This is a genomic window from Nocardia sp. NPDC004718, assembly GCF_053601535.1.
In genome coordinates, this window is sequence record NZ_JBSGCA010000062.1 from 21,602 (window position 1) to 33,280 (window position 11,679).

Annotated in this window: 10 protein-coding genes and 5 pseudogenes; 6 read left to right on the forward strand and 9 right to left on the reverse strand. The window is 63.8% G+C overall.

The features are described 5' to 3' along the window. Window positions 1-17 precede the first annotated feature (17 nt). Window positions 18-617 (forward strand): alpha/beta fold hydrolase, encoded by a 600-nt coding sequence (locus tag ACWEH3_RS31175; RefSeq protein ID WP_452358446.1) that lies wholly within the window; start codon window positions 18-20, stop codon window positions 615-617. 72 nt (window positions 618-689) lie between these two features. Then, window positions 690-1,859 carry a Fic family protein gene (locus ACWEH3_RS31180; protein WP_452358444.1) on the forward strand — a complete coding sequence of 390 codons (1,170 nt, stop codon included), beginning with the start codon at window positions 690-692 and terminating at the stop codon, window positions 1,857-1,859. A gap of 39 nt (window positions 1,860-1,898) precedes the next feature. Here ACWEH3_RS31180 and ACWEH3_RS31185 read toward each other — a convergent pair. Beyond that, window positions 1,899-2,455: pseudogene (locus ACWEH3_RS31185) on the reverse strand (recombinase family protein). Between the two features lie 168 nt (window positions 2,456-2,623). On the opposite strand from ACWEH3_RS31185, the gene ACWEH3_RS31190 reads away from it, so the two are divergent. Further along, the gene (locus tag ACWEH3_RS31190; RefSeq protein WP_450023820.1) at window positions 2,624-3,499 is read left to right on the forward strand and encodes a hypothetical protein; all 876 of its coding nucleotides are present in this window, start codon (window positions 2,624-2,626) and stop codon (window positions 3,497-3,499) included. 177 nt (window positions 3,500-3,676) lie between these two features. Here ACWEH3_RS31190 and ACWEH3_RS31195 read toward each other — a convergent pair whose 3' ends face one another. The 3 genes and pseudogenes from ACWEH3_RS31195 to ACWEH3_RS31205 all read right to left on the reverse strand — a co-directional run. Continuing rightward, window positions 3,677-4,048: a Tn3 family transposase gene (locus ACWEH3_RS31195; RefSeq protein ID WP_450023818.1), complete on the reverse strand. Its 372-nt coding sequence runs from the start codon at window positions 4,046-4,048 to the stop codon at window positions 3,677-3,679. A gap of 367 nt (window positions 4,049-4,415) precedes the next feature. Further along, complete coding sequence (locus ACWEH3_RS31200; RefSeq protein ID WP_450023816.1) at window positions 4,416-4,568, reverse strand: hypothetical protein; 153 nt, start codon at window positions 4,566-4,568, stop codon at window positions 4,416-4,418. A gap of 123 nt (window positions 4,569-4,691) precedes the next feature. Further along, a pseudogene (locus ACWEH3_RS31205) lies at window positions 4,692-5,031 on the reverse strand (transposase family protein); the annotation flags it as partial. A 203-nt stretch (window positions 5,032-5,234) separates the two neighbouring features. Between ACWEH3_RS31205 and ACWEH3_RS31210 the strand changes: the two are divergent. Together ACWEH3_RS31210 and ACWEH3_RS31215 are read left to right on the forward strand one after the other, a co-directional pair. After that, complete coding sequence (locus ACWEH3_RS31210; RefSeq protein WP_450023814.1) at window positions 5,235-5,486, forward strand: hypothetical protein; 252 nt, start codon at window positions 5,235-5,237, stop codon at window positions 5,484-5,486. 333 nt (window positions 5,487-5,819) lie between these two features. Further along, window positions 5,820-6,967, forward strand: a pseudogene (locus ACWEH3_RS31215) (threonine ammonia-lyase). Between the two features lie 175 nt (window positions 6,968-7,142). Here the strand turns inward: ACWEH3_RS31215 and ACWEH3_RS31220 are convergent. The 4 genes and pseudogenes from ACWEH3_RS31220 to ACWEH3_RS31235 form a co-directional block, all read right to left on the reverse strand. Continuing rightward, window positions 7,143-7,361 (reverse strand): hypothetical protein, encoded by a 219-nt coding sequence (locus tag ACWEH3_RS31220; protein ID WP_450023812.1) that lies wholly within the window; start codon window positions 7,359-7,361, stop codon window positions 7,143-7,145. Window positions 7,362-8,117: 756 nt separating this feature from the next. Further along, the gene (locus ACWEH3_RS31225) at window positions 8,118-8,558 is read right to left on the reverse strand and encodes a hypothetical protein (RefSeq protein WP_452358445.1); all 441 of its coding nucleotides are present in this window, start codon (window positions 8,556-8,558) and stop codon (window positions 8,118-8,120) included. A 713-nt stretch (window positions 8,559-9,271) separates the two neighbouring features. Then, window positions 9,272-9,468: pseudogene (locus ACWEH3_RS31230) on the reverse strand (IS256 family transposase); the annotation flags it as partial. A gap of 465 nt (window positions 9,469-9,933) precedes the next feature. Further along, a complete protein-coding gene (locus ACWEH3_RS31235) occupies window positions 9,934-10,857 on the reverse strand; it encodes an NAD-dependent epimerase/dehydratase family protein (RefSeq protein ID WP_450023808.1) in 924 nt (307 codons plus the stop codon). A 22-nt stretch (window positions 10,858-10,879) separates the two neighbouring features. Here ACWEH3_RS31235 and ACWEH3_RS31240 point away from each other — a divergent pair, with 22 nt between their 5' ends. Further along, the gene (locus ACWEH3_RS31240) at window positions 10,880-11,497 is read left to right on the forward strand and encodes a TetR/AcrR family transcriptional regulator (RefSeq protein WP_450023806.1); all 618 of its coding nucleotides are present in this window, start codon (window positions 10,880-10,882) and stop codon (window positions 11,495-11,497) included. A gap of 89 nt (window positions 11,498-11,586) precedes the next feature. On the opposite strand, the pseudogene ACWEH3_RS31245 reads toward ACWEH3_RS31240, so the two are convergent. Further along, a pseudogene (locus tag ACWEH3_RS31245) lies at window positions 11,587-11,679 on the reverse strand (MoaD/ThiS family protein); the annotation flags it as partial.

Genomic DNA, 11,679 nt, shown 5'->3' on the forward strand with positions numbered 1-11,679 from the left:
ATGGCGTACCGATCCTGCTGCACGGAACGCCGGGTTCCCGCGTGGATACCGCCCCACCAGAGTTGCTCGATCGGCTGGGGATACGACTGATCACCTACGACCGTCCCGGTTACGGCGGATCGGCGCCGCCGCGGGAGGGCATGACGATCGCCGACGGCGCCGGGCATGTCGCCGCGATCGCCGATCACCTCGGCATCGACACCTTCGCCGTCGTCGGCCGATCCGGTGGAACTCCATATGCCGCAGCCGCGGCGGCGCTGCTACCGGACCGCCGGCCGACTGATACCGTTGCACAGTTAGGCGACTTTCGACGCCATGGAAATCAAACCCGGCACCTACGCATGGTTATCCGGACACGAAAACCTCACCCACTTCCCCACCGACCTCCCCCCCGGCCACCAGCCCACAACCCCCATCCCCATCACACTCGACCAATGGACAACCCTCACCGACACATGATCCAGAACAGTATCCCCACCACACCGATCCCCCCGTTCACGGGCATACCTGGTTCAAGGGTAGTCGAGAAACCGGTTCGGGCCAGGACGGAATGGAGAGAAAAGCATCGGATTCGGGGAGAAGTAGCGGCGGCCGAGGTGGCGCCGCCCCCGCACTGATCCGTTGCGCGGTGTGATCGATCGAGTAGTGCTGTGAGCAGGATCAATAGAGCGTTGCAAGCCTTACGCGACATGCTCGAGACAGACCACATGCCGAGCGCCGCGAGATCAGCGGCGCACCCGTCTACCACCAGTGCACAGGGTTTACGGGCCGTGGTGCGGGCGGAGACCAACGCCGACGTGTCGCCGGCGCAACGGATGAGACATCCGATGGACGACGATGCTGGGGCGGGTATCGGAGCGACTGATGCCGGTGATCTGCCCGAGCGCCCCGCAGCAGGTTGTGAGGAGCGGGCGTCGAAGCCTGACCGCATCGACACTGCGAAGCCGCACTTCTTCGGCGCCCCCGGCACGCCGGCAGAGCTGATCGATCGACGGTCAGCGGAACTGGGATTGCACACTCCGGCCCAGCATGCGCTGGAATCGAGCCTGTTCATCGACGAGCCGCTCCATCAGATAGCCCTGCTCTCGCGCCAACCGCGCCCGGAACTGTTGTTCAGCGAGAAGGGATGGGCAGGTTATCTGGATGCCCGCGCGTTCGCCCGGCAATACGGCGATCAAGAGTTGACCGTACCGTTCATGACCGAGCTCCACCGCCGGATATCGCACTTCTCTATGCCACACCGCGGTGGGGCCTTTGTCTCCGGGCGACGGATCGGTATCAACCCTGGACCATTGACCGACAAACAGTTGGCCGCGGTCGACGCGAATCCCTATCTGGAATACTTGCCCCCAGGAACTGTCCCTCTGGGACCGCTTCACAGTGCAGTCGAGTACCGAACGCAGCCGAACGCAATCGGAAGCGAACTTCAGGCCGTGTCGGACTGGTACAACAACGCTCGCGGACTGCCCGGCACCGACCCCTACCGGCTCGCTGCCGAACTCCAGCAGCGCTACGTCTCCATCCACCCCTGGGACGACTACAACGGCCGCTCGTCCCGGATTCTGATGAACTGGTCACTGGAACGCCATGGGCTACATCCCAGCGCCCCTTCAGATTTCAACGAAGACATCTTCTCGACAACCGAGGACTGGACCGACATGGTTCGAGCGGGCAGCGCCACGTGGGGTGAACGCGCGAATCGCCTCGAACATCTCGGGGATACCGCCGATCCTATCGAAGTGTTCGGTCTGGAGCGCGAGCACCGGGCATACCAGGCTCAAGACAACCAGATGTCGATATTCCCGCCGGGTGCCAACTTCGATATCGAGTGGTACCGAACGTTCTTGAAAGGTCTTTGAGGCACCTAACAATAATGCCATGGACCGGCCGCCTTTTGCTCAGTCCGTCGTGGTCTTGGTTCGCAAATAGGTATATACGGTCTCGCGGCTGACGCCGATCTGCGTGGCCAGCGCCGTTTTCGAATCCCCGGCGGCGGCGCGGGCACTCAGCTAGTCGGCTTGTTCGGTGGCGAAGGCGGGTTTGCGGCCGATGTAGGCGCCGCAGGCCTTCGTCGCGGCGATCCCCTCGCGCTGCGTTCGAGGATGAGCGCGCGTTCGAACTCGGCGAAGGCGCCCATCACGCTCAGCAGCATGTTCGCCATCGGCGAGTCCTGACCGGTGAACGTCAGATCTTCCTACACGAATTCCACTCGCACGCCCCTGCTGGTCAGGGTGCGCACCAGCCGCCGCGGGTCGTCGAGGTTGCGGGCGAGGCGGTCCATGAAGTGGACGATCACGGTGTAACCGTCGCGGACGAACGCGATCAGCTCCTCCAGCTGTGAGCGCGGCATCCTTCCTGGACGCCGTGTCAAGGAAGGCGCGTTCGACCTCGATCCCGTCGAACTGGCGGACGTGTTCTGGTCGACCGCACTCACCCTTGCATAGCCGACGCGCATAACTGAACTGCTAGGTATACCCAACCCGCAGTTGCTTCTCGACAATCGCCCCGGAGGCAAGATGTGAACCCGGGCGCGATGTCCGGTTGATGCTCTGCAGGCCCACCCCAGTGTTCGCTCGGCTGGTAGGTTCGCCCGGTGATCCGGGGGTCAGATCTGCTCCGCAGAATGAGTGCGATGCTGTGGGATGCCGCACCGCATCTGGGGTCGGCAGCCGCGCTGCCGACCCGGGAGGCCGAAAAGGGTCTGCGGACTCTCGTCGACACAGTGGTCGGCAAGGACCGCGCGGGAGCGGAACCGTTCGAGCGGGCCGTGTCCGGGCTCGGCCGCACCGCCGAGGTGGGAGACCATCGCGAAGGGCAGCGGCTCGACGCCGGGCAGCTGCACGGCGACGGACCAACCCTGCAGAGCCGACCGGATGCCCCACTCGTTATTGCCGACGAGCTCGAGAGAATCCATCTGTCCGGCGTCCGGGCGCGATGGGGGGATTTCCATCCGGCTGAGACGTCGCGCCGGAAGTTCGAGGCGTGGATCCTGTCACCGGTCGAAGGGCCTCTCCCGGAACTGAGCCCGGACCACAGTCTCGTTTGTGCGGAAATGCTGCTGTGGGCTGCGGCCCGGACAAAGACGATCACCCATGGCGAGCTCCACAGGCTTTACTCTCCCGTCGCCGAGTTCCGACAAGGAGCCGACTTTGATTCGACACGGGCAAGAAGGATAGCTGAGGGGCTTCTGCCCCACGGGGCGCAGCGCTACCGTTCTCACTGTCCCGCCGTTGAGCAACCACAGCGTGGCGATGTGGTCATGTGGGGGGACTACGCGGAGCACGTGGCAATGGCCACCGGGCGTCAGGCGCGGAGCGGATCTCCCGAGGTGTACTCGTTCTATCCACCTCCGAAAGACCGTTTCACCCGGGACCCGGTCACCGGGTCTTTGGGCACCCTGACCGATGCCGTCCAGCTCGTAAGCATCGATGAGCTCAGCGGAGTACTCACAAGAAACGGTCTGCAATGGCCGGTTCGGTTCGGGCGAGGCCCGTGGTAGCCGGGACACTGTCGCAGATGTTCCCGGACCCCAGGACGCGGGCCGAACGGTCCATGGCCCCAGACCGTCCTCGAAGTCGGCGCACATGCCGAGATCCAAGGCCCGTGTCCACGGTCGACACACACCTTCGGCACCCGACTCGGGCACGGCGCCCACGACGGTAGTGGCGGCGCGAACCTATCCCTCGAGTTGGCCGATCGCCCAGCAACACCGGCCCGCGAGGACATGGGCGTCGGCTGACCGACCCGGGGATAGGGTGGTGCCGTGGGTGGCGGTGACGTGTTCGGTGATCGGCAGATCGGTAGCGCTGCGCAGGATCTCGTGGAGTACGTAGTGGGCTTCGCAGCCGGGTGGCGACGATGGTCCTTCGTGCCGTAGGTGGGCGTGCTGGTCGGCGACATGGGTGTAGGTCGATAGGCTGTCGTTCGCGAAATAGCGGCTCAACGCTCTGGCGGTGACGGACTTGCCGCGCGTCGGCAACCGCGGCCCATCGCTGGAGAACAGTGTCCCGGCACCGAATACCGCGGTCAAGGAAGTGTTCTGGGTCATGTGTCGGTGAGGGTTGTCCATTGGTCGAGTGTGGTGGGGATGGGGGTTGCACAGTCGGCCGGAGGGCAGTCAGGTGGCGATGTGTTGCGCGTGTGCGGGGGAGGGGTGAATCCGTCTTGGCTGCCGTTCCAGCCTGCCGAGCCGTTTCTGAGTCCCTCGGCGTACATGGTGCATAGATGCTGCGCGTGTTTGCCCACGATGGCTTGATCGCCGGGGCCGAGCCGGTCGAAGGGTATGCCGATGATTGTCATCGGGTCGGTGGGATCGGCTGCCTGAGCCGCCGACCGTTCGGCGCTGACGGCGTCGTGGTCTTGGTCGAGGCGAGAAGGAAAGGGCCGAGTTCGGTGAGCCCGACCTCGAACCTGCTTCATCCACTCGTGGAATCACCACCACGATGTTCGATCAGGATCGCTGCGAACTCGCCGACGAGCCTGGTCAGGTCGGTCATCTCGGGACGTGCCCCGACAAGTTCGTCCAGATGAGCCCGTCGTCCGGCGGGAAGATCGGTCGGCCAGCTCATGATCCACGAAGATGTCAGCCGACGTGGTGAGAGGCAGATGCGGTCGCTCTCGGCGCGCTCCTGGGTGAATGTACTTGTGCAGCAGGTTCAGGCCGCCGGTGACCGAGCGCTTTGATCTCATCGAACCGGCAACGCGGCAACCACGCGGATCGCAGCCCGACCGGCCAGTTCTTTCACGCACCTGGCCGGTCGGTTGGGTCGTTCGCCGTTGATAGCGTTCGAGCAGCCCGGGAACCTGGTCACGGAAGGTCCTGCAGCACTGCGGCGTCGGGCAAACCAGTCGCCGTACCCGTACCCGGACGATCACCACGCGACCGTCGGCCGGCAGGTCGGCGACGGTCCGGTGGTGGTAGCTGTGGACTTTCTCCGACTCTTCACCACAACGTGGGCACACCGCCGGGCCGGGAGCTGTCCGGGCCCGCCCCACGAGCTTCCCGCTCTCCTCGACAACCTCGTCGATCATCAACGCCGACAAACTCGAGAACAACAGCCCGCAGCAACGTCCGCCTCACCAACCCAGGCATCGTGCCGTCAGGCGACCACACTCAGACACCGGAAGTGATCCAGAGCCAGAAATCAGACACTCCCGCCCGCCCGGCTTCGGGATAGCTCGGGGTATCCAGCAGTGAGAACACGCGTGTCGATGGTGCCGCATAAGGTGCCGATGTGAAGAAGACACTCGGAGTGATTGCTGGTGTGGCGGCGGCCGTGGTTACCATGCTTCCTGTGGTTGCTGGAACTGCGGCGGCTGATTGGAAAGGGTCTTACTACGACAGCGAAAACGGCGGATTCGAAGGGAGCCGTCTGGCGTGCGAGCGAGCCGCGGATGGCTGGCGTAGCAGTGATTTGGGGGCTCGTTGCCAGCGCGTCGAGTCCTACAGCAGATGGGATCTGCATACCTTCACCGTCGGCTACTGATCGAACCCGATAAGCTGCGTGACGGCGGCGGCCCGCGAACGTGTACTTCTGCTCCCGGGCCGTTGTTGGCATTCTTCGGGAAAGTTCCCACAGCCTAGAACAGGAATCGACCGGTTGCGTCGAGGAGATCCCCATGGCGAAGCAATGCCGGAAACGAAGCGGGGCGCGGGCTGCTCATGTGCAAGGGTTGTGGCAGTGCCCTCGCCATGAATACCCGCCCGGTCCTCGGGCGTGAGAAACGGGTCGGTGGGGTGGGTGGATACTGACGTTTCTGTGGGGTGAGGTTAGTGAGGCGTCAGGGCTGTGCAAGAAACAAGAACTATACGAGCCTTAATGGATGTTGCCGGCGACCTGCTATACGACATTGCACGTGTGAGTGAGAACCTGGAGGGAAGGTATGGCGGCCATCCGATAGGAGCGGAAGCCTTGCGTGCCGCGGGGCACCGCTTCGCTGATGTCGATGTGTCGGACCGGCTGCTACCAGAGTTGCGCGCGCCGACTTCCAAGCAGCGGTGGGAGGCGTTGGCGCGCATCGCGGAGTCCGGTTTGCCGGACCCGAAGATCTTCCATTCCCGCGAGCTGGATGGTTACCACGGTGGGCAACTGCATATCGCGTTGGAGAACATGCATCCGGGTTCACGCTCGATCAAGGACCGGGCCGCTCGGGCAGTGATCGCGGAGTTGTCCGATCTGCCGCCGGGAGCGTCGGTCTTCCTCGCCTCCTCGGGTAATCACGCGATCGCCTACGCCCATGCCTGCCGAAGCCGCGGTATCCCGATAACCGGGGTGGTGCCCCGACCGCTCCCGCGGTCAAAGTAGCCATGCTCCGAGAGCGTGGTGTCACCGTGATCCAGCACGGATCGAACTACACCGACGCCTACGAACACGCCAAACACCTCGCCCACGACAGCGGCGCGGTCTTCATGGACCTCTCGGCCCACGATTCGGTCGCCGCGCTCGGTACCGCGGTGCACGACATGCTCTCCCGAGTGCCTGACGCGGATGTCGTCGTACTACCCGCCGGCGGCGGCACCCTCGCCTCGGCGGCGCACGTGGTTCGAGACTTCGAACAAATCTGGCGTCCCGACCGACCACACCAGGTATTCATCGCCTGCCCGCAAAACGCCCCCTCAGTGTATGAATCGTTCAAAACCGGCCAGCCACTCACCATCCGCGCGCACAGCATCGTCGCCGACGCCACCAGCGTTTCGACCGTGGACCCACATCTACTACCCACGATCAGGCGATACGCCGACGACGTCGTGCTGGTCCCGGAGGAATCGATCAAGCAGACGCGGGAACTACTCAGCGACCGGATCGGACAACACTTCCCCGGCGCCCGCGTCGAAGGCGCCGGAGCGCTCGGAACCGCCGCAGTAATCCAGTCCCACGGCCTCCTCCACGGCGCCAGCGGCGCCATCCACGACATCCGCGGCAAAAAAGTCCTCACCATCGCCTCCGGCGGCAACGTCGACATCTAACCCTCGGCTGTCTCCGTTCCGGCCTGCCGAGCCGTTGCTGAATCCTCGACACACATGGTGCACAGATGCTGCGCGGCGCGATGAACAACCCACGACATGCGTATCAGGATCGAGAAACGGGTGGACAGCCAGGACGTCCCCGCGGCGTGAGACGGCCCGCCCAGGGGTCGTTCACTCATTTGTCGTAGAGCACCGAGAGGGTGTGCCAAGCCTTGAGGCCACCCGGCTCGTCGTCGACGGTGTGGATACCGACACCGAGGATCTGGCCGACCCCACTCTCGCTAGCGGCGAACCAGTCGGCGGCCGCCGCGAACACCTCCGCCACAGACTGGCCACCGAACTCGACATGACGCGCCGACATCACGCTCTCCACCAGCTTCACCCGTTCGCTCATCGGTCTACACCACCACACTGTTCGCCCCCAATACCCCCAACGGTGAACATCAGCGTGCGAAAGACCGGCAAACCACCCGATGAGGCCCAGCGCAGATACCAGCCGCGGGGCGCACGCGCGTGGGCGGGGGCCGGGAGCGATCAGGAGTCCCGACCCCCGCCTACCCATTCAACCCCGACCAGCCCGCCGCAATAGTGAACGAAATGCACCCGCCGTATGTTTGCCCCACCCGTGCCGCGGCGGCAGATGCACCACGGGCGGAACATCACCACGCCACGGTTAACTACCTGAGGGGGAGTGTTTCCGGAAAGCAGGCCGATGGTGTCGACCGGCGACCGCAAAGGCTGTGACTAGGGATTTATAGCTGCCGTTGAAAAATCCGTTTCCGCCGCCTCGGGCGCCTCGCTCAGTATCGACGCACTCGACCAGGCGCTCACCGCCGCCGGGTACACCCCGCACCAGCGACTGGCACCGTAAGACCACCAGCTCCGGCGCGGCGCGGTACTTCACCCTCGCCACGATCGGAATCGAGGACATGGAGCCTGCCCGACCGTGTCGAGCAGCGCGTGTAGCCGCGGGTACGGCGCGTTGCGGACTCGCTCGACGATGCCGGGCGTGTACCACCACTCGATCGGGCAAGGCGAGATTGACTCCAGCAGAGCGCAACCGCGCGGCTATGACTGGGTTGGCGGCGAGAGTATCGGTGAATATGCCGTCGTCGGCCGCGACGACGGTGTGGTCGAGGATCAGTTCCTCTCATGGCACCGTCATGTGCGAGCCCACCGAAAGCCGACCTTCGGCATAGGCCGCCAGCGATGCCGCTCCACCACCGAGTGTGGCGGCCGCGCGGCCGATCATCGGCAGCGGCGACGAGGCACGAGCTTCCGGGTACCGCGTCACGGTCGCGTCGATCCACCGACCCCCTCCAGGCAACCGCAGCACACAGTGCCCATTGAAGTGCTCTCCTTCGAAGAATGCTCCACCGCCGCCGTAGCGGGTCAACGTCCCTCGGGTTCGATGGGCGATCGCCAGTTCCATCGCGGTCGGTCGGGCCTGGACGCCGATCACGTCGTAGGCGTGCTGCAGCGTGAGCGCAACCAACACAGGAAGATTGGCCTGAACACCGCTGGACTGGTGCAACCACAGCATCGGCGGCAACATCTCCACGAGCTGGTCCGGCGGCGCGGCGGCGAGCATGTTCGCGATGACCTGCGGCGGATTACCCTGATCGGCCCGGGGCGTAGCCGTTGCTGCGTGTGCCGGCCCGGCCGTTGGATCGGCGTGCGTGGTCTTTGGCTTACGTCCCTTGGACTTCAGTTTCGGCCGCAATGGTCGATCTGCGGTCGCCGATAGTCACCGCCGCCCACGAGAACTGATACACCGCTGGTGCGGGTTGAGCGGGCGCCAATCCGAATTCTGGTCCGGGGAGGGCTCTATTGCACCGAAGCGGCTCGGGTGAATCGGTGCTGGGCTCGTGGCTTCTGGCTTGGCGCTCTTGGAAATCGCAGTGTGCGGAGTCGGGAACAAATACAGCGAAGGGTACGGGCCCGAGTTCTGACGCAGACACGGTGGCTCGTGTTGGGACATATTTGCGGTCACGCTGCTTGCAGCTCCGGTGAGCGCCGACCCGGTCGCTGACATCACCGGTGGGTTGGAGTCATTCCATCACCAGCAGTTGGACTGCCGGCCGTGCGGTGACACGATTTCCCGACAATACGGGAGCGCAGTGTGCGGGCGTGTCGTTCCGCTCGACTACAGCTGTCCCGTCTATCGCTTGTCGCTGCTCCGGGCCAACTCGATCGCGCGCTGACGGGAACTCCGGTGGGTGTGCTGGTGGCATCCAGACTCCTTTCGAAGGCGAGTATCGCGCCATACCGTCGGTGTCCGGAAGACCGGGGCAACCTCATGGGCTCATACCCCAGATGCTCGGTCATCCCCTCGTTCAGCGCGGTCTCGAGGACGGTTTGGTGAACTGCCGGAGCAGCCCCTCCGGCCCGGTCAAGGACAAGCCCTGCTGTTCGGCCATCCGGGCCATCGCCGCCGCTGCCAGCTGCTCGGCCGACGCCTCGGCTTTCTTCCTCGCCACGGCATCAAGTGTCGTCATCACGGCACCTTCCCGCTGACCTCCAGTCAGCAGATCAGGCCGGAACCACTCTTGAATCCACAGTCCTCGCGCGGTTATTACCGAAATCGCGGAGATTCATGCGTCGCTGATCAGTGGATTTGATGGATGCGTACTGTTGGCGATACACTTGCATCGTCAACCATTGATGCGATCGTTGGTAGGCACGAATACTCCTGAATGGGCCCCGGATCGAAACGAAAAATTCGGGGCACATTCGGATGGTAAATAGTGTTCAGAGCGGATTGGGCAAATGCGGGGATCGGCAGCGTGGCGTGTCGGCTCAGATTGACATGACCCCCATTAACGGGTTAATCGGACCCGTGGGTTCGCGGCGGGCTTTGTACGAACAAGCTCGATTGACGGGTTCCTAATCGGCAATGACTCTGTAGTTGCCGGTCTGCCACCCCGGTGAGGGATCCAGGAGTCACATGAGCAAGCTACGCGTCCTTACTGGGTGTTGGAAAGTGCGGAAGCGACATCGGCCCAACCCTCGCGGGCGCTGGAGAAATGCGGCGACCAGCCGGAAGCCGCCCGAAAGGCATGATTGCAAACTCGCAGCGACCGAGTTTGCGAGGTGAGCTTGTCTCCGAGCAGTAGTGCCGCTCGCCCGGGCAGCCGGAGCCAGGGTCGTGTACCCACGGCCGCGCCGAGTGCGTCGGACCATTCGCGGTTCGTCAGCGGGTGGTTGTCGACGATGTTGTATGTGCCCGGCGCTGTTTGCAGTGCCGCAGCGACTGCAGCTGCCGCATCGGTAAGATGGATCGCTGGCTTGTAGGCATCGGCCGGCCCGATCATCAGTGCTACATGGCAGCGCGCTAGCTCGAGTTGTTGGCGGCTCAGCGCTGGTTGTGGACCATAGAAAAGACCAAATCTGAGGATGACCGAGCTTCGCTCTCGACCGGTGAATGCGCGAGCGTTTCCCTCAGCGGCAAGGTTGCCGCGTGCCATCGGGAAGTAATCGATCGGTGCCGTCTCGTCGAGCCATCGGTTCCCGCCGTCCTGGTAGATCATCGATACCGACTCCTGAACGAGACGGCGGACTCCCGCACGCCTGGCGGCCTCGGCGACGATGGCCGAGCCTTCGTACCGAATTCGATCGTTCTCTCGCCATTCGGCCCGACGGAGGAACCGTCCGATGGTGGCGGGAATCGCTGTGGCAAGGTTGATTACGGCCTCATGGTCGGCGAACGCCTCGGTCAATTTTTCGAGATCGAACATAGAAACCATCGCAACATCAGCGCCTTGGCGCTCGAGCTGAAGTGCTTTATCTACGGTCCGGGCCATGGCTGTCAGCTCGTACCCGCTACCGATGAGAGCCTCGACAGCCGGAGTGCCAATCGCGCCGGTCGCCCCGATGAGAAACACGCGCATAGGAAGAGACTACTCTCTTTGTATGGCACGCACACCGCCTGGTAAGACGAAGGCACGCTTGGTGGAGGAGGCGATGCGACTGTTCGCAAGGCAAGGCTACCGTGCCACGAGCGTCGAACAGATCCAGGTTGCCAGCGGCCTGACTGCCGGTTCGGGCGCCTTCTACAAGCACTTCAAGAGCAAGCGGGAGCTCCTGGAGGCGGCCGTGACCGGCGCGATCGAACAAATGAACATTCGCTCAGAGGAAGCGGTGGCGGAACGGCCGGTCAGTTTTCCGGATGCGGTGGAACTCGTCGTCGACCTGACGTGGGGCACGATTGCCCAGGATCGTGAACTGATCCGCGTCATGCTTCGAGATCACGCGGAACTACCAGACGGATTCGCCTCCCTGTGGGACAGCGTGTTGGCGACACTGTACCGGCGGTTCACCGCCTGGGTCGGCGAAGTCGCCGCGACAGGCTCGGCGGCGGCTTTCGATGCCCAAGCCTTTGCTGCTGTGCAGTTGGCCGGTCTGACCTACCGTCCGATTCTGGAACTTCTCATCGGTGAGGTGCCGGGCGAAGTCGAACTCGAACGATTCAAGGTAGCTTGGATCCGTAGTACACTTGCCGGGCTCACTGTGGTGCTACAAGACGTTTGACGGCAGTGGCCAGCGCAATGCAGACGTTAAGAGCGTGTATTCGGCAAGTGCTCTACGCATCCTAGGTCCGCTGGATGTGAACGCGCTGCCTAGCCGCCCGCGAAGGGTGGCAGGACGTCGACGCGCGGGCTCAGCGCGACCGCGGGATCTCGGGTGAGTTCGTCACCGACCAGGTAGGCGCA